Source organism: Streptosporangium sandarakinum (assembly GCF_013409935.1).
Lineage (GTDB): Bacteria > Actinomycetota > Actinomycetes > Streptosporangiales > Streptosporangiaceae > Streptosporangium > Streptosporangium nondiastaticum.
The window spans coordinates 763310-786349 of record NZ_JACCCO010000001.1 but is presented as its reverse complement, the minus strand read 5'-3'; the positions used below and the strand labels follow the sequence as shown (position 1 = coordinate 786349).

Below are 23040 nucleotides of genomic sequence, written 5' to 3'. Positions count from 1 at the left end.
AAGGTTCACCGGCATCCACCGCCGGATTCCGGCGGCCCTTGACACGCCGGGCCGGGGAATCCGTTCGTCCGCAGGCCGGAGGCGGCGTGGACGGCCGTGGACCCCCGCGCAGGACGCCACGGCCGCCCCCACCTCCCTCGTTTTCCCGAAACCTTCCCGTCCCTTGGCGCCGGCCGGGCCGTGGCCGCGGGCGGCGGCACTACCGTGAGGTCATAGGGCCCGACGACGGAAGGCCGCAGATGACGGCAACCGAGTTCGCGGACCGCCCGGACGCGCCGGACGCGTCGCACGCCGGCCGGTACCCGCCCATCGCCGACCACGGGCTGATCGGCGACCTGCGCACCGCCGCGCTCGTGGACACGCGCGGCACGATCGACTGGTACTGCTTCCCGCGCTTCGACGCGCCGAGCGTGTTCGCCGCCATCCTGGACGCCGACCGGGGCGGGGCGTTCGAGCTGGCCGCCGACGTGCCCGCGAGGACCAGGCAGTTCTACTTCCCCGACACCAACGTGCTGATCACCCGGTTCATGGCCCCCGACGGGGTCGGTGAGATCCACGACTTCATGCCGGTCACGGGGGGCACGTGCGAGATCGACCGGCACCGGCTGATCCGCCGGGTGAGATGCGTGCGCGGGACGCTGCCGTTCCGGGCGCGGGTGGCCCCCCGGTTCGACTACGGCCGCCAGACCCACACCGTGGACCTGCGCGAGGGCCGGGCCGTCTTCACCTCGCCGTCGCTCTCGCTCACCCTTACCTCCAGCGCGCCACTGGAGACCGACGGCCGCGACGTGCTGTCGGTGTTCAAGCTGACCGAGGGCGAGTGCGCGGTGTTCGCCCTCGACCGGTACGGCGACGGCGTCGAGATGCGGGCGTGCCCCCTCGCCGAGGCCGAGGAGGAGTTCGTCGCCACGGTCGCCTACTGGCGGCGCTGGGTGTCCCGGTCACGCTACCGGGGCCGCTGGCGGGAGATGGTGCACCGCTCGGCGCTGACGCTGAAACTGCTCACCTACGCGCCGACCGGCGGGACCGTCGCCGCGGTGACCACCAGCCTGCCCGAGCGGGTCGGCGGCGAACGCAACTGGGACTACCGCTACGTCTGGATCCGCGACTCGGCCTTCTGCATGTACGCGCTGATCAGGCTGGGCTTCGACGAGGAGGCCGCGGCGTTCATGGGCTTCCTGTCCGAGCATGTCAGCTGCGGCTGCGAGGGCGCGGCGGGCCCCCTGCAGATCATGTACGGCATCGACGGCCGCACCGACCTGCCCGAGATCGAACTGTCCCACCTCGCGGGCTACCGCGGCTCCGCTCCGGTGCGGGCCGGGAACGCCGCCGCGGGCCAGCTCCAGCTCGACATCTACGGCGCCCTCATCGACTCCGTCTACCTCTACGACAAGCTGTACCAGCCGATCTCCAGCGACCAGTGGGAACAGACCTGCACGCTGGTCGACTGGGTGTGCGCCAACTGGGACCAGCCCGACGAGGGCGTCTGGGAGACCCGCGGCGGGCGCCGCGACTTCGTCTACTCGCGGCTGATGTGCTGGGTGGCGATCGAACGGGCCATGCGGATGGCCCGCCGCCGTGGACTGCCCGCCGACACGCAGCGCTGGCAGCGCTCCCGCGACGAGATCTACCGGCAGGTCATGCGGCGCGGCTGGTCGGACCGGCTGGGCGCGTTCGTCCAGCACTTCGACGGCGACGTCCTCGACGCCGCCGTGCTGATGATGCCGCTGACCAAGTTCATCGCCCCCACCGACCCGAAGTTCCTGTCCACCCTCGACGCGCTCCGCCGTACCCTCGTCGCCGACTCGCTGGTGTACCGCTACGACCCCGGCGAGAGCCCCGACGGGCTGAGCGGCGAGGAGGGCACGTTCTCGATCTGCTCGTTCTGGTACGTCGAGGCGCTCACCCGCGCCGGACGGCTCGACGAGGCCCGGCTCGCCTTCGAGAAGATGCTCACCTACGCCAACCACCTCGGCCTGTACGCCGAGGAGATCGGCCGGACCGGCGAGCAGCTCGGCAACTTCCCGCAGGCGTTCACCCACCTCTCCCTGATCAGCGCCGCCGTCAACCTGGACCGCGCCCTCGGCTGACCTCATGGCGCGAAGCTCCGCGGGCGTCCCTCAGAGCTTGCGGAAGGTCCTGGCCTCCTCGGCCGCGGCGACCACGTCCTCCAGCGAGGCGCCGGAGCCCGCCGAGACGACCGCCGCGATCGTGCCCTCCACGAACGGCACGTCCGCGATGACCACGCCGGGACCCTCCATGAGCCGGGCGGTCAGCACCGAGCTGCCCAGGTCCGGGATCAGGACCACCCCGTCGCCCCGGTCCACCTCCTCGATCGCCCTGGACACCAGGTCGGGGCTGGTGCCTAGGCCGCCGTCGTCGGTGCCGCCCGCCCCGGCCAGCGGCACGTCCGCGCCGCCGATCTGCCGGGCCAGTCGCACGAGCTCGTCGGCCAGCGGGCCGCTGTGGGAGACGAGGACTACGCCCACCATCACGCCGGTCCTTCCGGGGCCCGCCGGGACGTCTCGCCCGGGGCGCCCGCCGTACGGGACACCGCCGCGTGCAGCGCCCGGACGATGAGGGCGGTGGACGCGGCGCCGGGGTCCTCGTGCCCCACGCTGCGCGGGCCGAGGTAGCTGGCCCGGCCCTTGCGGGCCTGCATCGGGATCGTGGCCTGCGCCCCGGCCAGCGCCGCCTCCGCCGCCGCGCCGACCGCCTCCGCCGGGTCCTGCCCCTCCTGTACGGCCTGCGTCAGCGCCCGGAGCGCCGGGGCGAGCGCGTCCACCATGGTCTTGTCGCCCTCGGTGGCGGATCCCAGCTTCCGTATCCCGGCCAGCCCGGCGGCCAGGGCCTCGTCGAGGTCGGCGAGGGAGACCGCGGGGGCGTCGCCCAGCGCCTTGCCCGCCTCCCGGAACGCCATGCCGTACAGCGGCCCGGACGCCCCGCCGACCTTGCGGATCAGCGTGTTGCCCACCAGGGACAGCAGCGCCCCCGGAGTGTCCGGCCGGCCGCCGGCCAGCGCCTCGGCGACCGCGGTGAAGCCCCGGTCGAGGTTGGCCCCGTGGTCGGCGTCGCCGATCGCGGAGTCCAGTGCCGTCAGCCGGTCCCGGTCGGCCCGGACCGCCGCGGCGATCTCCTCTGCCCACGCGGCGAAGAGGGCGGCGTCCAGGCCGCCCGTGCCGGTCGTGCCGCCGGCGCCGTTCAGGCCGCGCGTGGTGCCCGCCCGGGTCGTGCCGTTCGCGGCGTTCGCCTCGTGCGCGCCGCCCGCGCCGTTCGTGTCGCTCATCCCGTCGGCGTTCCCCGTGCCGCCCGTGTCACGCGCGCGGTCGTCCGGTCCGGCCATGTCAGCGGCCCCACCGCAGCGCGGGCGTCTGCACCGGCGCGTCCCACAGCCGGGTCAGCTCCGGCGTCAGCAGGCAGGCCGTGACCGAGAAACCCTGCATGTCGAGGCTCGTGATGTAGTCGCCCACCAGGTTGCGCGACAGCGTCGCGCCCTTCTCCTCCAGGTAGGCGGCCACCTCGGCGAAGGCGACGTACAGCTCGATCAGCGGGGTGCCGCCCATGCCGTTCACCATGACCAGGACGTCCCCGTCGAGCGGCATGTCCTCGTGGAGGGCGTCCATCGCGACGCGCACCAGCTCGCGCGCCCCGCGCATGGCCGACCGGGTGCGGCCGGGCTCCCCGTGGATGCCGATGCCCAGCTCGACCTCGTCGTCGCCCAGTTCGAAGGTGGGCACCCCCGCGGCGGGGGTGGTGCAGGCGCTCAGCGCGACGCCGAACGACCGGCTGCGGGAGTTGACCTCCTCGGCCACCCGCCGTACCTCCGCCAGCGGCGCCCCGGCCTCGGCGGCGGCTCCGGCGATCTTCTCGACGAAGACCGTGGCGCCGGTTCCCCGGCGGCCCGCCGTGTAGAGGGAGTCGCGGACGGCCACGTCGTCGTCGACCACCACGGTCGCGACCTCCACGCCCTCGTCGGCGCACAGCTCGGCGGCCATGCCGAAGTTCAGGACGTCGCCGGTGTAGTTCTTCACGACGTGCAGCACCCCGGCCCCGCCGTCCACGGCGCTGCTGGCCGCGATCACCTGGTCGGGCACGGGCGAGGTGAAGATCTCACCGGGGCAGGCGGCGTCGAGCATGCCGTACCCGACGAAACCGGCGTGCAGCGGCTCGTGCCCGGAGCCGCCGCCGGAGACCAGGCCGACCTTGCCCCGGCGCGGCCCGGAGGCGCGTGCCACGAACTGGTTCTTCACGTCGACCCGCAGGTCCGGGTGCGCGGCCGCGAGCCCGCGCAGCGCGTCGGTGACCACCGAGTCAGCACTGTTGATGAGCTTCTTCACATCCCGAAGATCTGCCCGTTCGGCGGGGAGGGCAAGCGCCGCGACCGAAAAACCTCGGCACCCGCCGCCGTGCGCGGCCTGCTCGTCGCGGTCGGGCTCGCCCTCCGCGCCTATCTCTGAACGGCCGTCCTGCGGGGTTTCGCCGGGCGCGCAGCGCCGGTGCCCGCGCGGGCATAGCCGTACAATTCGCTGCCATGAGGTCCCGGGTGGCGGTCCTGGCCGTCTGCTTGGTCATGCTGGGTTGCGCCGCGGAGCCCCGGCCCGCCGCCTCGACCCCCTCGCCGTCGGGCACGCCTGCGGTGCCGGCGCCTTCCGCATCGGGCACGTCTGCGGTGCCGGCCCCCTCGCCGTCGGCCACACCCACCGTGAAGTTCTCCGACAGGTGGGTCCGGGTCCCCGGCCTGCCCGACGACGACGAGTGGGAGCGTGGCCTGCGTGACGTGAGCGCCGCCGGACCGGAGCCGGCGTGGGCGGTGGGGTACACCGGCTGGGAGGACGGCGTGGCGACCTCGCTGCGCGTCTGGGACGGGTCGCGATGGCGCGCGGTGCCCGTCCGGGGAGGGCTGGGCGGCCTGGCGAGCATCGACTCCGACGGACCGCGCAACGCGTGGATGGCGGGTGGAGGCTTTTACGGGAGCTCGGTCGTCCAGCACTGGGACGGGCACGCCTGGCGGCGGCACCGGGTCCGGGGGTATGTGCGGGACGTGGCCGTCGACGGCCGCCGGACGGTGGTGATCTCGGACACCGCGGTTCTGACCTGGAACGGCGCCGCCTTCGTCACCGAGAGAACGCTCGGTGACAACGAGACGAGGCTGCTCGCGGTGGACACCGGCGCCGGTCACACCTGGGTCACCGGGATCCGGGGGGACCGGCCGGTGATCTGGCACGGGTACGGAGGCGGGTACGAGAAGACCGTGCTGCCCAAGGGCTCCCTCAACGCGATCCTGCAGATAGGCCCCGACGACGTCTGGGTGGTGGGCGGGGCCGATGAGCGGCCCCTGGCGCTGCACTGGGACGGCCGATCCTGGCGGCGGCCCGCCATCCCGCCGTGGAAGGGCGACCTGAAGAGCGTGACCGCGTTCGGGCCCGACGACGTCTGGTTCGCGGGCGAGGACCGAGACGCGCCCGCCTGGATCGAGGGCGACACGTCCGGCGGGGACGATGACTACGACGAGTCCGGTGGGATCTCGATCCTGCACTGGGACGGCCGGAGCTGGACGAGAGAGAGGCCGCGGGTCAGGGCGGCGCACCACGCGGTGATCGAGCGGATCCCCGGCACCTCCCGGCTGTGGCTGACGGTCAACGTGGAGAACGGCGATTCCGAGTCGATCGTCACCTTCCGCCGGGAGTAGCGGGGCGCCATCCCGCCGGGACGCACCCGGGCACCCGGAAGGGCGGGGCGAGCCGTGGCCGACACGGCACGGAGGGATGGCGGACGCTTCCGGCGTGTAGGAGGATCCGACCAGGCCATCTCCCGACCTCGGAGGCGTCATGTCGGTGCTGCGGAACCTGGTGGAGAGCATCCGGAACGGCGGGATCGAGGTGATCGACCTGACCGCGCCGCTGTCGTCCGAGACGCCGATCCTGCGGCTGCCGGAGCCGTTCGCCGACACGGTCCCGTTCACGCTGAGGGAGATCAGCCGCTACGACGACCGCGGCCCCGCCTGGTACTGGAACGACTTCACGACGGGCGAGCACGTGGGAACGCACTTCGACGCCCCCGTCCACTGGGTGACCGGCAAGGACGGCGAGGACGTCTCGCAGGTGCCGCCGGAGCGGCTGGTCGCCCCGGCCGTCGTGCTGGACCTCGTGGGCGAGGCGGCCGGAGACCCCGACTTCCTGCTGGAGATCGGTCACGTCGAGGCGTGGCAGAAGGCGAACGGGCCGCTGCCCGACGGCGGCTGGCTGCTCTACCGCACCGGGTGGGACGCCCGCTCCCACGACCAGGAGAGTTTCCTCAACGCCGACGAGACCGGCCCCCACAGCCCCGGGATCTCGGTGGAGTGCGCCAGGTGGCTGGCGGAGGAGACCCCGATCGCCGGGATCGGCGTGGAGACCGTGGGCACCGACGCGGGCGCGGCGCACGGCTTCGACCCGCCCTTCCCCTGCCACTCGTTCCTGCTCGGCGCGGGCAAGTACGGCCTGACCCAGCTCCGCAACCTCGACCGGCTCCCGGTCACCGGCGCGGTGGTCGTCGCCCCGCCGCTGCCCATCGTCGGCGGCTCGGGCAGCCCGGTGCGGGTGCTGGCCCTGGTCGAGCGGTGAGCGCCGGGACCGTCGCGGAGACCGTCGGCGCCGTCCTCGCCTCGCTGGGCGTGGACACCGCGTTCGGGGTGGTCGGCAGCGGCAACTTCCACGTGACCAACGCGCTGGTCGCGCACGGCGTGCGGTTCGTCGCCGCCCGCCACGAGGGCGGGGCGGCGACCATGGCCGACGCCCACGCGCGGATGACGGGCCGGGTCGGCGTGCTCAGCGTCCACCAGGGGCCGGGGCTGACCAACGCGCTGACCGGCGTCACGGAGGCCGCCAAGAGCCGCACGCCGCTCGTCGTGCTGGCCGGTGAGGTGACCGCCCCGCGGTCCAACTTCTTCGTGGACCAGGCCGCGCTGGCCGCGGCGGTCGGCGCCGTCCCGATGCGGGTCGGCTCCGCCCCGGACGCCGCGGCCCTGACGGCCGAGGCGTTCCGCGCCGCCCGCGACGGGCGCCGCACCGTCCTGCTCAACCTGCCGCTGGAGGTGCAGGCGCTGGCGGTCTCCGGCCCGTCCGGGGCCGGGGGCCGGGAGACCGGCCCGGCCGGGGCCGCCGGGCTCGCCGAGGCCGGTGGGTCCGCCGGTCTCGCGGGCCGCACCGGCGAGGCGCGTCCGCTTCCCGCCGGGCCGGACCCCGTCGAGGCCGCCCGGCTGGCGGAGATCCTCGCGGGCGCGCGGCGGCCGGTGTTCGTGGCCGGCCGGGGCGCCCGTACGGCCCGGCGTGAGCTGGAGGACCTCGCCGGCCTGACCGGCGCGCTGCTCGCCACCTCCGCCGTCGCCAAGGGGCTCTTCCGGGGCAGCCTGTGGGATCTGGACGTCAGCGGCGGGTTCGCCTCGCCCCTGGCCGCCGAGCTCATCCGCGACGCCGACGTGGTCGTCGGCTGGGGCTGCGCCCTGAACATGTGGACCACCCGGCACGGCACGCTCGTCGGCCCGGACGCCGTGGTCGTCCAGGTGGACCTGGATCCGGAGGCCCTGGGCGCGCACCGCCCGGTCGACCTCGGTGTGACCGGCGACGTCGCCCGCACCGCGCGGGCCGTCGCGGACCTGCTCGGCGACGGGACCGTGGCCCGTCCGGTGCCCGGCGCGCCGGCCGGGGAACGCGGCGGGACACGCGCCGTACCGGAGGAGGCCGGGACGCGCGCCGGGCCGCGCCGGGCCGGGTACCGGTCGGAGGCGCTGGCGCTGCGGATCGCCCGGGAGGTCCGCTGGCGGGACGTCCCGTACGCCGACGAGAGCGGTGACGGCCGCATCGACCCCCGGACCCTGACGATCGCGCTCGACGACCTGCTGCCCGCCGAGCGCGTCGTCTGCCCCGATTCCGGAAATTTCATGGGATATCCGGCGATGTTCATGGATGTCCCGGACGAAGGGGGGTTCTGCTTCACCCAGGCGTTCCAGTCGATCGGCCTCGGCCTGGCGACCGCGATCGGCGCGGCCCTCGCCCGGCCGGACCGGCTGACGGTGGCCGCGCTCGGCGACGGCGGCGCGCTGATGGGCGTCTCCGAGCTGGAGACCGTCGTACGGCTCGGCCTGCGCATGGTGGTCGTGGTCTACGACGACGAGGCGTACGGCGCCGAGGTGCACCATTTCGGCCCGGACGGCCACCCCCTGGACACCGTGGTCTTCCCGCCCGCCGACATCGCCGGCATCGCCCGGGGGTTCGGCTTCGAGGCGGTCACCGTACGGGCCCCCGGGGACCTCGCGGCGGTGGCCCGGTGGCTGGACGGCCCGCGGGAGCGTCCGCTGCTGGTCCACGCCAAGGTCACCCGGGCGCGCGGCGCGTGGTGGCTGGAGGAGGCGTTCCGCGGCCACTGAGGCGGTCCGGAAGGTCGCCGGGCGGTCGCTGAACGGTCACCGAGGCGGCCGCGGACACGGTGACCGTCCCGGCCCGTGGCGGGACCGTGGCAGGCCGGGGCGCGGGGGAGCTGAGGTACGGTTCAGCCATGGCTGAGATCGTGTATCCCCCGGTCATCGGGGCCGCGCGGACGTTGTTCCGCGCGCTGGATTTGAAGATCCGCGTCGAGGGCGCCGAGCGGATACCGAGGACCGGGGGCGCGGTGCTGGTCAGCAACCACATCAGCTATCTGGACTTCATCTTCGCCGGCTTCGCCGCCCTGCCCGCCAGGCGGCTGGTCCGGTTCATGGCCAAGAAGGAGGTCTTCGACCACCGGATCTCCGGCCCGCTGATGCGCGGCATGCACCACATCCCGGTGGACCGCGCGGCGGGCGCCTCGGCGTTCGGCGCGGCCATGAAGGCGCTCAAGGCGGGCGAGGTCGTCGGCGTGTTCGCCGAGGCCACGATCAGCCGGTCGTTCACCGTCAAGGACATCAAGAACGGCGCGATCCGGATGGCCGTGGCCGCCGGGGTCCCGGTGATCCCGGTCGCCCTGTGGGGCACGCAGCGGCTGTGGACCAAGGGCCGCCCCAAGAAGCTCCTCCAGCGGCACGTCCCGGTCACCATCCTGGTCGGCGAGTCGATGCATCCCAAGCGCGGCGACGACTACGACGCCGCCACCGTCGACCTGCGCACGCGCATGGCCGAGCTGCTCGACCGGGCCCAGCGGACCTACCCGGAGCAGCCCCAGGGCGTCTGGTGGCAGCCCCGTCACCTCGGCGGGACCGCCCCCACCCCGGAGGAGGCCGCCCAGATGGATGAGGCCGGGGCCAAGGAGAGGGAGGCCCGCCGCCAGGCGTGAGCCGGAGGGCGGCCCGCCGCAAGCCGGAGGCAGGTGATCCGCAAGCGGCCGGGTGCATCTTTCCGTCTCATGAACGACGCGCTGGAAAGCCTCCTCGACGGCATGGAGCCCGGGCCGACCCCGGGCCCCGGCCGCACCCCCGGCCCCATCGGCATGACCGTCCTCCTGGTCTGCTGGCTGGCCCTGGGCCTGATGCCCTTCGTCTTCGCCGTGGACGACCTGGAACTGGCGGCCGGCCGGACCGGCACACCGGGCACGCTCACCGTCGTCTCCTGCGCGTCGCTGGGGGAGGGGCGCTACGACTGCCGGGGGAGGTTCACGCCCGACGGCGGCGGCACCGCGGTCGCGGTGGCGGCCTCGCCCGACTCCACCGCCGGGGACGTCAGGCGCGCCCGGCTCGCCCCCGGGCGCGACCGCGCGGTCCCGACCGGGACGGCGGGCCTGCTGGCCGCGCTGACCATGCCCTTCCTCGGCGCGGGCGTGCTCGCCTTCCTCCCCTACGTGGCGCTGTACGCCCTGCGGATCCGGCGGGGCCGCCGGGGCGCGGTGATCTTCGGTTCGCTCCTGACGTCCGTCGCGGTGGCCGGGATGGTGACCGGCATGGTGGCGTCGTACTCCTGACCTCCTCTGGTCTCCTCTGTTCCGAAAGGCCGATGTCCGCCGGGGCCGGAGCCGGCTGTCACAGGCGGTCGGCGACGCGTTCCAGCAGGGGCAGCGCCTCGGCGAGCAGGCGCCGTTCCCGGTCGTCCAGGGCGTCGCCGAGCGCGCGTTCCAGCCGTTCGGTGACGGCCTGGGTCCGGTCGTCGTGGGCGCGCAGCCCGGCCTCGGTGAGCCGGCTGACGATCTTCCGGCCGTCCCGCGGGTCGGGTTCGCGGGCGATCAGGTCCCGCCTGGCCAGGGCGCCGAGCGTCGTGCCGATCGCCTGGGGGGTGATCTGCTCGGAGTCGGCGAGCTCGGCGGAGGTGGAGGGGCCCCGGCGATGCAGCCGGGACAGCACGGCCAGCTCGGTGAAGGTGAGGTCGCTCGCGCTGTCGGCGACGCCGTAGAGCCGTCTGATCTGCCGGGCGAGACGGCCGACGGCGATCCTGAGGTCGCGCGCCGTGTGATCCGGCCGGGCAGAACCGGGCGGGGTGTCGTGCGTCATGATGCCAAGGTTAGCTTTATCAATCCGGCTTTGCTACTTTCTCGGCATCCACCGAAAGGACACGCCCGTGTGCTACGACGATGACGCCACCCCGCCGGTCGCCTCCACCGGCACGCCCGTCACCTCCGGCCCGCTGACCCTGACCTCCGCCGACGGCACCCGCCTCGCCGCCTACCTGGCCGTTCCCGAACGGCCCGCGGGCGCCGGGGTGGTGGTGATCCCCGACAACCGGGGGCTGGCGCCCTTCTACGAGCGCCTGACCGTACGGCTCGCCGAGCACGGCCACCCCGCGATCGCCTACGACCACTTCGGCCGCACGGCGGGCCCGTCCACCGAGGGCCGGGGCGGCGACTTCCCGCGCATGGAGGACTACGCCGCGCTCACCCGGTCCCGGCAGCAGGACGACATGACCGCCGCCCTCGGCAGGCTGCGGGAGTTCGGCGGCACCCAGGTGGCCCTGGGCTTCTGCATGGGCGGACGGCTGGCCTTCTTCGCCTCCGAGCCGCGCTTCGGCCTGGCCGGGGTGGTCGGCTTCTACGGCCACCCCGGCATCGCCGGCCCGTACGGCCCCGGGCCCGCCCAGCACGCCGCCGACCTGTCGGCCCCCGTCCTCGGCCTGTTCGGCGGGGCCGACGAGGGCATCCCGGAGAGCGCGGTGAAGGAGTTCGGCGACGCCCTCACCACCGCCGGGGTGGAGCACGAGTTCGTCGTCTACCCCGGTGCCCCGCACGGGTTCTTCGACGTCAGGAACGACGAGCACGCCGACGCGTGCGCCGACGCCTGGCGGCGCGTCCTGGCGTTCCTCGACCGGCCGGGCCCCGGCCGGCCGGGGCCCGGCCAGGTGGGCTGAGCGCGGCCCGCTCGGGGTCGCCGAGCAGGGCGGTGCTGTCGGGCAGCGGGCGGAACAGCTCGCCGGTGAACGGGACGGGCACGGCGTTCGACGACAGGACCCTGGCGGCCCGCTCCATCAGTACACCCCCTCGGTCAGCGTGTCGCCCTCCTCGGCGTACGCGCCGATGCCGGCCAGCCCCTCCCAGGGGAACCAGGGGTGCGGCCCGGTCCGGACGGCGTTGTCCCGCTCCAGCAGGTTGGGCAGGAACAGGTCCTCCAGGAGGGTGGTGACCCTGACCCGGCCACGCGCGCCGAGCGGTACCTCACGCCACATGTCGCCGGGCTCGACGACGTGCACGGCGGCCAGTGGCGGCGGCAGGTGGTAGGTGTGCGGCCGGTCCGGTGCGGCGGCGTCGCCCTGGAGGGCGTGCCCCATGAGGGTGTTGCCGTAGGTGTCGATCCACTGCACCCCCTGCAGGTACTCCTCCCGCAGGTAGCGGGCCTCCTCCTCCCTGCAGGAGGTGCCGCCGGTGCAGACGGCGCGGACGCCGTACGCGGCCAGGGGCTTGGGCAGGGCCGGGGCCGGCGACAGCAGGAGCCGGGAGGTGGTGAACAGCAGGGCCGGCCGCTCGTCGTCGAGCACGGCCCGCGTCTGGTCGATCAGGTGGCCGACGTAGCCGTCGGCGCTGCGCTCGTCGCGCAGCAGCGCCTTCACCCAGCGGGGGTCGAAGTCGACGGAGAACACGGCCCCGCCCCGGCTGTCGCCGAGCAGCTTGACGAAGTGGCCGTAGGCGTGCGGGCCGCTCGGCGTCATGGCCAGCCCGCGGGCCTCCAGCATGACGCCGTACATCCCGGCGTCGTGCACGGCGCGCGTGACATCGACGACGCGGATCGGCGCGCCGGAGGTGCCGCCCGTCTCCACGACCCGGAACGGCCGGCCGGCGAAACCCCGGGGCAGCAGGTCGCGGGCGCGCACGCCGCGCAGCTCCGCCTTGTCGAATCGGCCGAACATGCGCAGGGACGCGAAGTCGGTGACGTCGGTGAGCGGGTCGAAGCCCAGCCGGTCGCGGCGGCCGAGCCAGAACGGTGAACCGGTTTCCTCACCCGTAACGTCCTCGACCGGCTGAGCCGTACCGGCGCCGGCTGGGAGCCGATGGGCGGCTGCGCCGGGGTGAGATCGCTGGCGGCGCTGGAAGGGCTGCTCTTCGCCGTCCGCGACGACGGTTCCGTCGCGGTGCGGCCGCTGCGGACCCAGAACCTGGGCTGGACGACCCTGGAGGGCGCGCCGGGCCTCGCGGTGCTGACCGCCCCGCGCGAGGCCACCCCCGGCAGCCCCGTCCTGCTGTACGGCCTGCACACCGACGGCATGGTCCGCGGACGCGAACCGGTGCCCGAGCCGGCGGCGTGGACGGACCTCTACCCGGCTCCCCCCGGCGCGGTCGCCCTCGCCCCGGTCGACGACGTGATGTACGTCGTCACCGCGGACGGCCGCCTGCTGTCGCGCCCCCTGGCCGCTGCCCGGCCCGGACCGTGGACCGAGGACGCCGCGGGACCGGCGGGCGCGGTGGCGCTGGCGAACGTGAGCGGTCGCCTGGCCGCGGTGACGGCGGACGGCGAGCTGGTCACCCGGCCGCCCGGCCTCGACGCCTGGACGCCCCTGGGCACGGCCCCCGGGCTGCGGACGCTGACCGCCGCGGCCGGAAGGCCGGTGGGCGGCGCCCTGGACGGACGCCTGATGTGGCGGGACCTGACCGCCGCGGACGCGCGGGCGGACCACCGCCCCGACGGAGGGAGGAACGGATGCGCCAGGCCCGGCTCGCCGGCCGCCGCGTCTTCGTCCGCACCCCGCTCACCTCGGGGTACGCCGAGTTCGCCGCGGCCAGGGAGATCGCGGTGGGGGCGCTGCCGGACGACATCCCCTTCGAGCGGGGGGCGATCCTGCAGACCCTCCCGCCGGCCGTGCACGCGACCAGGGGCGTACGGCTCGGCGACCGGGTGGCGATCGTCGGGCAGGGCCCGATCGGCCTGATGGCCCTGCAGGTCGCCCGGCTGCGCGGCGCCGCGGAGATCGCGGTCGCCGACCTCGACCCCTGGCGGCTGGAGCGGTCGGCGCTGCTGGGCGCGGACCGCACGGTCGCGGTGGACGCCTCCGCCGGGCCGGACGCCCTCCTCGCCGGACCGGGCGGCGACTTCGACGTGGCCGTCGAGGCGGTCGGCACCCCGCACACCCTCGCGGCCTGCGTGGACCTGGTCCGGCAGAACGGGCTGGTGGTGTTCCTCGGCACCCACCACATCGACACGCACGTGACGATCGACATGGTGAAGTGGGAGAAGAAGGGCCTGCGCGCGCACGCCTCGGCCGAGCCGACCGACGCCGACCGGGCCGCCGCGATGCGGGTCGCCGAACGCCTGGTCGCCTCCCTCGGTGACCGTCTGCACCTGGGCGACCTGCTCACCGGCGTCTACCCGCTGGAGGACATCCAGCTCGCCGTGGACCGGCTGTCGGCGAGCCCCACCCTGTACCCCGCCGCCGAACCGGGCCCGCACCGCACCCCGCCCGCAGAGACCCTGAAGATCGCGATATGCCCGGAACCGAGCTGACCTGGGGGATCGCTGGCTACGGCGACATCGTGCGCAGGCGCGCGCTGCCCGGCCTGCTGTCGCTCTCCCAGCGGGTGGCCGTCGTCTGGGGCCGCGACGCCGCCCGCGCCCGTGCGCTCGCCGGCGAGCACGGCGTGCCCCTCGGCACCTCTGACTACGCGGAGCTGCTGCGCGCGGTGGACGTCGTGTACGTCGCCACGCCGGTGGCCGCGCACGTGCCGCTGGCCGCGGCGGCCGTACGCGCGGGACCGCCGGTCCTGGTGGAGAAACCGCTCGGCCTGCTCCCGCTCACGCCGGCACCGTACGGCGGCGCGCCGGGGACGGGACCGTACGGCGGTGCGCTCGGGACGGGACCGTACGGCGGCGTGTCCGCCCGGGGGAGCGGCCGGCCGCCTTCCGCACCCGGCCGCCGGGCGGTCTCCGCGCCGAGCTGGCGGCGCCCGGCGCGCACGTCGGCGTCGCCTACTATCGGCGGCTCGCCCCGGCGGTCGTCAGGCTGGCCGGGCTGCTCGCGGGCCGGGCCGTGCACCGGGTCACCCTGTCCTTCCGCGCCCCCTTCGCCCCGGTCCCCGGCGATCCGCGGGCCTGGCGCACCGACCCGGCCGAGAGCGGCGGGGGAGTGCTGGCCGACATCGGCAGCCACCGCCTCGACCTGCTGGTCCGGCTGCTGGGCGAGCCGGTGACGGTGGACGCCGTGCTCGGCGCGCGTTTCCCCCGCGGCGCGGAGCGCGCCGCTCGGGTGGAGCTCTCCTGGCCGTCGGGCACGCGTGCCTCTCTCGACGCCGAATGGGCCCCCGCCCCGCCGTACGACCGGATGGCCGTGACCTTCGACGGCGGGCGGGTGGAGCTGGATCCGCTCGACGCCGGCCGGATCCGCGGCGTCGTCGACGGCGCGCCGATCGACGAGCACCTGCCGCCGGCGGCCAACCCGCACGCGCCGCTGCTGGCCGACTTCGCCCGCAGTGTCCGGCACGGCACCGCCCCCGCCTGCCCGCCTTCCCCGCCCCCATGCGCTGGCTGCACGAGCCGGTCGCCTACGAGGTGGCGGGAGAGGACGCCCTCTCCATCACCGCGGGGCCGAAGACGGACCCGTTCTGCGACCCCGGCGGTCCCGACCGCTTCGACAACGCCCCCGCGCTGGTCGGCCGCCTCGACGGCGACTTCACCCTCAGCGCCCGCGTCCGGCTCGACCTGCTGTCCACCTACGACGCGGGTGTGATGCTGCTGTACGCGAGCCCGGACCACTGGGCGAAGTTCTACCTGGAGCTCTCTCCGCAGGGCAGGCCCACGGTCGTCACCGTGGTGAACCGGGGGGTGTCCGACGACTGTAACGCGTTCACCGTCGAGGGCGACGACGTCCGGCTGCGGATCTCCCGGATCGGCTCCGCCTACGCCTTCCACGTCGCCGCGGACTCGGACTTCTGGCAGCTGATCCGCTACTTCGCGCTGGACGGCGACCCCGAGGCCGGCTTCCACGCCCAGTCCCCGACGGGGGAGGGCTGCACCGTGCGGTTCGAGGACATCCGCCACTCCGCCGAGCGCCTGGCGGACCTGCGTAGCGGCGTCTGACATCGGGCGGCGGCGTCCGCGTCCAGGCGTCCGCGTCCATGGGGGCATCCCCGCGCCGGCTCCGGAGCAACGGTTGAGCCGCGCGGGGAACGCGCCGCTTCTCACTGGTTCCGGGGGACTTCGGGACACGGTTCACCCGCCGGGACGATCCGCCCGGCGGACGGCTCGTCCCGGACGCGGAGCATGGGCCGACCTTCGCCTCGGTCTCCGGGAGTCCGCGACCCCTTCCCGGCGGAAACCGGTTGGAAATCCGGCCGTCCCCTGTGGGAGGCTGCGTGGCCGGCATGTCCGGTGTGTCCGGCGTGGCCGAGTGAGACGGAGGAGATTCGCATGTGGCGGCAGGCCGACCCCGAGGAGGCGGGCTTCGCGCCCGAGCTGGCCGACCGGTTCGACGCCCTGGTCCGGAAGCACCCGCCGGGCCCGCACGGCGTGGTGGTGGTCCGCCACGGCGTCCCGGTGCTGGAGCGCTACGGCAGCGGCCCCGACTTCGCCTGGGACACCCCGCTCGGCACGGTCGACTTCGGGCCGGACACCCTGCACGACGTCCGCTCGGTCACCAAGAGCGTCGTCGGGCTGCTGTACGGCCTCGCCCTGGCCGACGGCCTTGTGCCCGACCCCGCCGAGCCGCTCCTGGCGCAGTTCCCCGAGTATCCCGACCTGGCCGCCGACCCCGGACTCGCCCGGCTGACCGTCGGGCACGCGCTGACGATGACGCTCGGCCTGCGGTGGGACGAGAGCGCGCCGTACACCTCGCCGGAGAACGACGAGATCGGCATGGAACTGGCGCCCGACCGGGTCCGCTTCGTGCTGGAGAGGCCGGTCGTCGAGGAGCCGGGCCGGCGGTGGCACTACAGCGGCGGCGCCGCCGCCCTGGTCGGCGCGCTCATCGCCCGGGGGACCGGGCGCCCGCTCGCGGACTTCGCCCGCACCGAGCTCTTCGAGCCGCTCGGCGTCGGCCCCTTCGAGTGGGCGGCGGGTGCGGACGGGGTGGCCTCGGCGGCCTCCGGCCTGCGGCTGACCCCGCGCGGCATGGCCAGGATCGGCCAGGCCGTGCTCGGCCGCGAGGTGGCCCCCGGGTGGATCGGGGAGATGCTGCGCCCCCGGGTGCCGGCCTGGGACGAGGTCTCCTACGGCTACCTCTGGTACGTCGCTCCGGACGGGGCGGCCACGGCCATGGGCAACGGCGGGCAGCGGATCTTCGTCGTCCCCCGGCTCGACCTCGTCGTGGCCGTCACGGCGGGCGACTACGACGGCGCGGAGCAGGGCGCGCTGCCCCTGGCCGTCATGGAGGACGTCGTCCTGCCGGCCCTGGGCGCCTGACGCCCGGACCGGCCCCTACCGTTCCCGGGCCGGCTTCTGGTGGCGGTCGGCCCTGGCGTGGGTCCAGCCCATCGTGTCGTCCATGATCCTGATGGCCCTGCCCACCGGGATCATGAGGATCACCGCGGCGAGACAGCTCCAGAACAGCGCCATGTTCCCGATGACCAGGGCGAGACCGCCGGCCGCGAAGAAGACCAGGAAGGCGGCGACGAACGCCCAGGAGACCGGACGGCCGTGCGGGCGTCCCCGGTCGGAGACGGGCTTCGGCTCGCTGCGCGGCACCGGCCTGAGGGCCCGTGGTGTTTCCCCGGGGGCGTCCGGCGTGTCCCGGGGATCGTCCGGCGTGCCGTCGAGGGCACGCGGCGTTTCGTCGTTCACGGGTTGCTCCTGAACTGCTGGAAACGGTTGCCGGCCGTGGCGCCTCTCCCGAGGGCCACGGCCCGTGCGGTTCCGGCTCATGCGGTCCCGGCGCGCCGGGCGAGCCAGGTCAGACCGGCCAGCCCCGCCGCGGCTCCGGCGGCGGTCACCAGGCTGCGGTGCTCGGAGACCCAGACCTGGGGGCTGCGGGAATGCGAGCGGGAGTCGAAGCGCCCGTGCGCCCCGTAGTCCTCGCCGCCCTCGTCGTCGGCGGGCTCCCACAGGTTGGCCGGCCGTCCGGCTCTCCGGTGCTCCGATGTCTGCTGGGAGGAGTAGCCCGTTCTGGCCAGGTACCTGTCGAGCAGGGCGGGCGCCACCCGGTCGGCCAGCAGCGTGGCGGCCGTCATCGCCCCCACCCAGAACTCCTTGCGCTCGGGGTGGTCGGCGGCGAACACGATCGCCCGCGCCGCGACCTCCGGCTGGTAGATGGGCGGCACCGGCTGCGGGCGGTTCGGCAGGCGGGACAGCACCCAGTCGAACTGCGGGGTGTTGACCGCGGGCAGCTGCACCATCGTGACCCGCACGCCGCTTTTCTCATGCATCAGCTCGCAGCGCAGGGACTCGGTGAACCCCTTGATGGCGTGCTTGGCCGCGCAGTACCCCGACTGCAGCGGGATGGCCCGGTAGGCCAGCGCGGAGCCCACCTGGACGATGGCGCCCTCACCGCGGGGCAGCATCCGGTTCAACGCGGCCTTCGTGCCGTACACGTAGCCGAGGTAGGTGACCTCGGTCATCCGCCGGTACTCCTCCGGCTCGATCTCGGTGACCGGGGCGAAGACCGTGCTGAACGCCACGTTCACCCACACGTCGATCGGGCCGAGCTCCTCCTCGACGCGCCGGGCCGCCTCCTCCACCTGGCGGTGGTCGGCGACGTCCACGGATATCGGCAGAGCCTGCCCGCCGGCCGCCCGGACCTCCTCGGCGGCGGCCTCCAGGCCTCTCTCACCGCGGGCGAGCAGCGCCACGGAATCTCCCCGGGCGCCGAAGGCACGGGCCGCGGCGCGGCCGACACCGGCGCTCGCCCCGGTGACGACCACGGTCCTGGGGCTCTCTTTCGTCATGTCTCATCACCTCGCCGGATCTCGATACCCGGAGAGGGCGGGCTCATACGGGACCGAGGCGTCCACGGGATCCGGGCGTCCGGGCGGGACCCGCCGCGGGACCACGGCCGACACGCCGCGGGACCACGGCCGAGAGCCTTGCGGCGCGCCGTACCCGCACCCGCCGGAACGCGCCACGCCGGGACATTCGCACAACTAGGACCGGGCTTTGTCCAACCATTGCGTCCTGCGCGAGTCGTCGCCTCCGGAGTGGATACGGAATAAGTGGTGGGATACCAGCCTGAAGAAGGGGTGGCGGGAACCATGACACATTCGCCACTGGGGATGGAACAACATCCTGACATAGCGGAGATGCGTGCTCGCTACGACCGCGCGACCCAGACACCGGTCGCCCAGGTCGTCGGTGGACTGACCTTCCTGGCCGGTCTTTACCTGGCCATCTCGCCGTGGGTCGTCGGCTTCAGCGGCCGCCCCACGATCACCGTCAACAACCTCGTCACGGGGCTCGCCGTGGCGGCGCTGGCGGTCGGGTTCGCCTCGGCCTACGGCCGCACGCGCGGGGTCGCCTGGGTGACGCCCATCATCGGCCTCTGGACGATCATCGCTCCATGGGTGGTCTCCCCGCACACGGCGCCCGCGTCCGTCATCGTCAGCAACGTCATCGTCGGAGTCGTGCTGCTGCTCTGCGGGTTGGCGGAGATCGCGATCGGCATGCGGTCGTCACGACGGAAGACGTGACGCCGGGCCGCCGGACCGTCGCCGGCCCGGCCGCGCGCCGCCGCGCCGAGGGGCGCCGGGCGCTGCTGAGCAGGATCTCCTGACCGGCCCTGCCCCCGCTCCGGGGGCGGGGCCGGCCGGCGAGGAGACCGGAGGACGGCCCCGTGCCCAGGCGGGGGAGCGGTCACCGAGGAACCGGAGGATGCCCCGGTCTTCAGGCCGGGAGGAATCCGGCCTTCCACGGACCGCGCAGGCTGCGGAGCGGGAACCAAGCACGCCCTGCCGCTGTCGGAACGCACCTGCACCTGTACCGCGTGCGGAGCCGTCTCCCCGAGGGACAAGGACTCCGCCCGCGCGATGCTTCTCCGGGCTGGTCTGGACCCGGCCGGCGTCGAGGGCGTAAGACCTGACGGGCCGCCGGTCCGTCAGGCGGCCTGAGCCGGGAATCCCCTTCCTTCAGGGAGGGGAGCAGTCAAGACAGGAAGCCGCTGAGGGCGTCGAGCCAGCGGTCCGGCTGGTCGACATGGGCCATGTGCCCCGCCTCCTCGATCACCACGGCGTGGGCGTCCGGCATCACCGTCGCCGCCTCCTCCGCCAGGGCCGCGGGGAACGTCATGTCCTGCCGGCCGTGCAGCAGGAGCGTCGGGACGCCGAGGTCGCGCAGTCGCCGCGCGGCGTCCTCGGGACGGGCGGACGGCAGGACGCCGGCCCGCCAGGGGCGCATCCACTCCGCCGAGAAACGGACCTTCGCCAGGCGGCGGAGATAGCCCGGCAGCGCCTCCGGGCGCCAGACGTCCGTCGCCGCTGAGGCGACCGCCGCCGCGCGGGTGAGGTCCGGTCCGGACAGCGCGGGGTCGGACCACACGTCGGCCTCCGCGGCGAGCCGTTCCTCCCGTTCACGCCAGCCCGCGAAGGCGTCCGGGGGGACCGGCGGGACACTGCTGGAGGCGACGACCAGCTTCCGCACCCGCCCGGGTACGGCCAGCGCCAGGCGCTGCGCGAGCAGCCCGCCGTAGGAGAACCCCAGCACGTCGGCCCGGGGACAGTCGAGCGCGTCCAGCAGGGCGACCAGGTCACCGACGACCGCGTCGGGGGTGTAGTGGCCGTCGGCCAGACCGCGCGTGGAGCGCCCGCAGCCCCGCAGGTCGGGCAGGACGACCCGGTGCCGCCCGGCGAGCGCGCTGAGGGGCTCGCGCAGGTAGGTGTGGTCCCAGTCGGGCCCTCCATGGATCACCAGCAGGGTGCGGTCGGCGGGGCCCGGGGTCCGCGCGGTGAACAACTCGACCGCCGGTTCCGCGGACACCGCCACGAGGCTCTCGGTGAACATTCCGGCAGTATCCCGGCCGCCGCGCCCGCCCGCCAGGCCGAACCGGGCCGCGGAGAGGCGGGGAGCGGGCGTGCCCTCCGCGGGCCGGGCGTCACCGGCGACCTCGTCCGGGCCGCCGGACGGGGAGAGGCCGGATTGATGGGCCTCGGCGGCCGGTACGGCCAAGCCCCGCGCCCGGCCCGCCGCGTTGGCCCGGTCCGCGGGCGATCGGCCAGACTTGGGGTCTGGAGCGGGGCGGACCAGGGCGGTCCGTACCCGCCCGTCGTTGGAGGAGAACAATGATCTTCATTACCGCGAAGTTCCGGGTGCTGCCCGAGCACGCCGACCGGTGGCCCGAGATAACCGCCGAGTTCACCCGGGCCACCCGGTCCGAGCCGGGCTGCCTGTGGTTCGACTGGTCCCGCAGCGTCGAGGACCCGACCGAGTACGTCCTGGTCGAGGCGTTCCGCGACGACGACGCCGGGGCGGCCCACGTGGGGTCGGAGCACTTCAGGAAGGCCCAGGAGACGCTGCCGCCGCACCTCGCCGAGACGCCCCGGATCGTCAACACCACGGTCCCGCAGGACGACTGGTCCCTCCTGGGGGAGATGGCCGTGCCCGAGCGCGGCTGAGCCGCGCCTCCCGGCCCGCCCCGGCCGCTCCGGGACGGGCCGGGGCCGGTCGCAGGCGGTTCCGCCGGGACCGAAAAGGGCCGGCGCCCCTCCGTGATCCGCCCGCGCGTCGCGGCCCACGGACCCCGCCACCGGATAGGGGTGACGGATCTTCGTGTTCCCTGGAAACGCGCACCGGCTTCCGGGAAACTCGCCCTGATTCCGGAAAACCCATATCGAAGGGGCAGCGTGATGAGCAACCCGGTCGTGTCGCGAGAAGAGTGGCTGGTCGCCCGCAGGCGGCTGCTGGAGCAGGAGAAGGAGGCGTTCCGGGTGCTGGACGCCGTCCGAGCCCGGCGGCGGGAGCTGCCGGCGGTCACGGTGGACAAGGACTACCGCTTCCAGGGGCCGTCCGGCGAGGTGGGCCTGGCCGATCTGTTCGAGGGCCGCCGCCAGCTCATCGTCTACCACTTCATGTTCGACCCCGCCTGGGACGAGGGCTGCACGAGCTGCTCGTTCCTGACCGACAACATCGGCCACCTGGCGCACCTGCACGGGGCGGACACCACGCTGGTCCTGGTCTCCCGCGCGCCGTACCCGAAGATCGAGCCGTTCCGCGAGCGGATGGGCTGGGAGGTGCCGTGGTACTCCTCCCACGGCGGCGACTTCAACTACGACTTCCACGTGACCAACGACGAGGCCGTCGCCCCGGTCGAGTACAACTACTACGACCGCGAGGCCCTGGAGCGGCGCGGTCTGACCCCCTTCATGAAGGGCGAGGCCCACGGCGTGAGCGTCTTCGTCCGCGCCGAAGGGGACGAGGCCGGGGACGGCGCGGTGCTGCACACCTACTCCTCCTACGGCCGCGGCCTCGACCTGCTGCTCGGCACCTACAACTACCTGGACCTGACGCCGCTCGGCCGGCAGAAGTACGTCAACGAGTTCAGCCACCACGACCGGTACGGCGCCGCGGAGGCGGCCGGCTGCCATCACTGAAGGCCACCAGCGGGCCGTACGGCGGGCGCGCGGCTCGCCGTACGGCCCGCGGCGGATTTTTTCGGTCCCGCGGATCCGCGGGTTGAGCTGGCGGGGAGCGGCGGCCCGTGAAGGCCGCCCGGCGGGGCGGCCGCATGGGGCGGGCGGAAGCGGGAAGTGGGCGGAATGCCCGTTAGGAGATCATTGCGGCTGGTTGCCGTGATCGTCATCCCGGGGTGGGCGAGGTGCGCCTCGCCGGCTCCGCGGGCGCTCAACCGGACACCGTAGACGGGAGGACATGGTGACATCGACCAACCGTGACACGTTGAACGAGCGGGGCCCGGCCGGGGCGGGCGGGCCGCGCCGGGGCGTCTCGCGGCCGCTGGCCGTCGCGGCGACCGCGGTGCTGCTGGCGTCGGGCGGCATCGGGGTGACGGCGGCGTCGGCGGCGACGCCCGTGCCGCCGCCGACCCCCACCCCGACGGGCACGGCCGACGGGACGCCCGCGACGACCCCGGTCCCCACGGAGACCGTGACCGAGACGCCCACCGAGACGCCCACCGAGACCGTGACCCCCACGCCGACCCCCACCGCGACCGAGCTGCCCGCCGTGCACCCCCTGCAGTTCGCCGACACGGCGCACGGCGAGTTCGTACTGGGGACGAAGGACCCCTGCGCGTTCGTCACGGTGTTCGCCCAGACGGGCAAGGTGACCGCCGTGGACGAGGGCTCGATCACCGTGCGCAGCCGCGACGGCTTCGAGCAGGCGTACACGCTCGTCGACGACACCCGCGTCGTGGCGGGCAGGCGCGGGAACGGAGAGGTCAGGCAGGGCGACTGGGTGACCCTGACCGCGCTGCGGCAGGCGCAGGAGGCCACGGCCGCCTACGTCTACGACCTGTCACAGCCGGGCAAGGGCAAGCGCGGCGCCTGGTGGTCCCCGCGGCAGGGCTGGCCCGGCACGGGCAAGTGGCGGGCTCCCAAGCCCTGCCCCACCCAGCCGCAGACCCCGTCCCCGACCCCCACGAACGGCGGCACGCCCACCGCGCCGACCACCCCGAGCCCGACGTCCTCGGACACGCCGGCCCCGCTGCCCAGCGAGACGCCGACCCCCACCCCGACCGCCGGTTCCTGAGCCCCGGCTCCGGTCCCCGGCGGCCATCGCGTGACGGCCCCGGGCGCGGCATCCCCGCGCCCGGGGCC

The 23040-nt window shown here is 74.6% G+C and carries 22 protein-coding genes and 2 pseudogenes; 16 read left to right on the top strand and 8 right to left on the bottom strand.

What is annotated here, in order from left to right:
• The first annotated feature begins 239 nt into the window (after window positions 1–239).
• A complete protein-coding gene (locus tag HDA43_RS03510) occupies window positions 240–2090 on the top strand; it encodes a glycoside hydrolase family 15 protein (RefSeq protein WP_179818277.1) in 1851 nt (616 codons plus the stop codon).
• A gap of 30 nt (window positions 2091–2120) precedes the next feature.
• Here HDA43_RS03510 and dhaM read toward each other — a convergent pair whose 3' ends face one another.
• Genes dhaM through dhaK form a run of 3 tightly spaced genes read right to left on the bottom strand, consistent with a single transcriptional unit; the run spans window position 2121 to window position 4337 of the window.
• Window positions 2121–2492 carry a dihydroxyacetone kinase phosphoryl donor subunit DhaM gene (dhaM, locus tag HDA43_RS03505; protein WP_179818276.1) on the bottom strand — a complete coding sequence of 124 codons (372 nt, stop codon included), beginning with the start codon at window positions 2490–2492 and terminating at the stop codon, window positions 2121–2123.
• Complete coding sequence (gene dhaL, locus HDA43_RS03500; RefSeq protein ID WP_179818275.1) at window positions 2492–3286, bottom strand: dihydroxyacetone kinase subunit DhaL; 795 nt, start codon at window positions 3284–3286, stop codon at window positions 2492–2494. The genes dhaM and dhaL overlap by 1 nt, the downstream gene beginning before the upstream one ends.
• Before the next feature lie 58 nt (window positions 3287–3344).
• Window positions 3345–4337, bottom strand: coding sequence for a dihydroxyacetone kinase subunit DhaK (gene dhaK, locus HDA43_RS03495; RefSeq protein ID WP_179818274.1), 993 nt, complete (start codon window positions 4335–4337; stop codon window positions 3345–3347).
• Window positions 4338–4531: 194 nt separating this feature from the next.
• Between dhaK and HDA43_RS03490 the strand changes: the two genes are divergently transcribed.
• The 5 genes from HDA43_RS03490 (at window position 4532) to HDA43_RS03470 (ending at window position 9906) form a co-directional block, all read left to right on the top strand.
• On the top strand, window positions 4532–5689 hold the full coding sequence (locus HDA43_RS03490; protein ID WP_179818273.1) for a hypothetical protein: 1158 nt from the start codon (window positions 4532–4534) through the stop codon (window positions 5687–5689).
• Window positions 5690–5828: 139 nt separating this feature from the next.
• Complete coding sequence (locus HDA43_RS03485) at window positions 5829–6602, top strand: cyclase family protein (protein WP_179818272.1); 774 nt, start codon at window positions 5829–5831, stop codon at window positions 6600–6602.
• The gene (locus HDA43_RS03480) at window positions 6599–8404 is read left to right on the top strand and encodes a thiamine pyrophosphate-binding protein (RefSeq protein ID WP_179818271.1); all 1806 of its coding nucleotides are present in this window, start codon (window positions 6599–6601) and stop codon (window positions 8402–8404) included. The genes HDA43_RS03485 and HDA43_RS03480 overlap by 4 nt, the downstream gene beginning before the upstream one ends.
• Window positions 8405–8532: 128 nt before the next feature.
• Complete coding sequence (locus HDA43_RS03475; RefSeq protein WP_179818270.1) at window positions 8533–9285, top strand: lysophospholipid acyltransferase family protein; 753 nt, start codon at window positions 8533–8535, stop codon at window positions 9283–9285.
• A 69-nt stretch (window positions 9286–9354) separates the two neighbouring features.
• Complete coding sequence (locus tag HDA43_RS03470; RefSeq protein WP_179818269.1) at window positions 9355–9906, top strand: hypothetical protein; 552 nt, start codon at window positions 9355–9357, stop codon at window positions 9904–9906.
• Window positions 9907–9964: 58 nt separating this feature from the next.
• Here the strand turns inward: HDA43_RS03470 and HDA43_RS03465 are convergent, their stop codons facing one another.
• Window positions 9965–10429: a MarR family winged helix-turn-helix transcriptional regulator gene (locus HDA43_RS03465; RefSeq protein ID WP_179818268.1), complete on the bottom strand. Its 465-nt coding sequence runs from the start codon at window positions 10427–10429 to the stop codon at window positions 9965–9967.
• A 67-nt stretch (window positions 10430–10496) separates the two neighbouring features.
• Between HDA43_RS03465 and HDA43_RS03460 the strand changes: the two genes are divergently transcribed.
• A complete protein-coding gene (locus HDA43_RS03460) occupies window positions 10497–11279 on the top strand; it encodes a dienelactone hydrolase family protein (protein ID WP_179818267.1) in 783 nt (260 codons plus the stop codon).
• Between the two features lie 117 nt (window positions 11280–11396).
• Here the strand turns inward: HDA43_RS03460 and HDA43_RS03455 are convergent, their stop codons facing one another.
• The gene (locus tag HDA43_RS03455) at window positions 11397–12617 is read right to left on the bottom strand and encodes a class I adenylate-forming enzyme family protein (protein WP_179818266.1); all 1221 of its coding nucleotides are present in this window, start codon (window positions 12615–12617) and stop codon (window positions 11397–11399) included.
• Window positions 12618–13060: 443 nt separating this feature from the next.
• Between HDA43_RS03455 and HDA43_RS03450 the strand changes: the two genes are divergently transcribed.
• From HDA43_RS03450 to HDA43_RS03435, 5 genes and pseudogenes are all read left to right on the top strand, one after another.
• Window positions 13061–13861 carry a zinc-binding dehydrogenase gene (locus HDA43_RS03450; RefSeq protein WP_179818265.1) on the top strand — a complete coding sequence of 267 codons (801 nt, stop codon included), beginning with the start codon at window positions 13061–13063 and terminating at the stop codon, window positions 13859–13861.
• A pseudogene (locus tag HDA43_RS34690) lies at window positions 13843–14130 on the top strand (Gfo/Idh/MocA family oxidoreductase); the annotation flags it as partial. The gene HDA43_RS03450 and the pseudogene HDA43_RS34690, both read left to right, overlap by 19 nt.
• Window positions 14131–14384: 254 nt before the next feature.
• Window positions 14385–14645: pseudogene (locus HDA43_RS36280) on the top strand (Gfo/Idh/MocA family protein); the annotation flags it as partial.
• 224 nt (window positions 14646–14869) lie between these two features.
• Window positions 14870–15430, top strand: coding sequence for a DUF1349 domain-containing protein (locus HDA43_RS03440; RefSeq protein WP_179818264.1), 561 nt, complete (start codon window positions 14870–14872; stop codon window positions 15428–15430).
• Between the two features lie 330 nt (window positions 15431–15760).
• Entirely contained in the window at window positions 15761–16750 is a 990-nt protein-coding gene (locus tag HDA43_RS03435) for a serine hydrolase domain-containing protein (protein WP_179818263.1), read from the top strand.
• A gap of 15 nt (window positions 16751–16765) precedes the next feature.
• Here the strand turns inward: HDA43_RS03435 and HDA43_RS03430 are convergent, their stop codons facing one another.
• Together HDA43_RS03430 and HDA43_RS03425 are read right to left on the bottom strand one after the other, a co-directional pair.
• The gene (locus HDA43_RS03430) at window positions 16766–17128 is read right to left on the bottom strand and encodes a hypothetical protein (protein WP_179818262.1); all 363 of its coding nucleotides are present in this window, start codon (window positions 17126–17128) and stop codon (window positions 16766–16768) included.
• A 77-nt stretch (window positions 17129–17205) separates the two neighbouring features.
• Window positions 17206–18228: an SDR family oxidoreductase gene (locus tag HDA43_RS03425; protein WP_179818261.1), complete on the bottom strand. Its 1023-nt coding sequence runs from the start codon at window positions 18226–18228 to the stop codon at window positions 17206–17208.
• 351 nt (window positions 18229–18579) lie between these two features.
• Between HDA43_RS03425 and HDA43_RS03420 the strand changes: the two genes are divergently transcribed.
• Entirely contained in the window at window positions 18580–18966 is a 387-nt protein-coding gene (locus tag HDA43_RS03420; protein ID WP_218911585.1) for an SPW repeat protein, read from the top strand.
• Window positions 18967–19417: 451 nt separating this feature from the next.
• Here the strand turns inward: HDA43_RS03420 and HDA43_RS03415 are convergent, their stop codons facing one another.
• Window positions 19418–20272, bottom strand: a complete 855-nt coding sequence (locus tag HDA43_RS03415; protein WP_179818259.1) for an alpha/beta fold hydrolase — start codon at window positions 20270–20272, stop codon at window positions 19418–19420.
• A gap of 278 nt (window positions 20273–20550) precedes the next feature.
• Between HDA43_RS03415 and HDA43_RS03410 the strand changes: the two genes are divergently transcribed.
• The 3 genes from HDA43_RS03410 (at window position 20551) to HDA43_RS03400 (ending at window position 22972) form a co-directional block, all read left to right on the top strand.
• Window positions 20551–20883, top strand: a complete 333-nt coding sequence (locus HDA43_RS03410) for a putative quinol monooxygenase (protein ID WP_179818258.1) — start codon at window positions 20551–20553, stop codon at window positions 20881–20883.
• 231 nt (window positions 20884–21114) lie between these two features.
• Complete coding sequence (locus HDA43_RS03405; RefSeq protein WP_179818257.1) at window positions 21115–21858, top strand: DUF899 domain-containing protein; 744 nt, start codon at window positions 21115–21117, stop codon at window positions 21856–21858.
• 277 nt (window positions 21859–22135) lie between these two features.
• Complete coding sequence (locus HDA43_RS03400; RefSeq protein WP_179818256.1) at window positions 22136–22972, top strand: hypothetical protein; 837 nt, start codon at window positions 22136–22138, stop codon at window positions 22970–22972.
• Window positions 22973–23040: the final 68 nt, after the last annotated feature.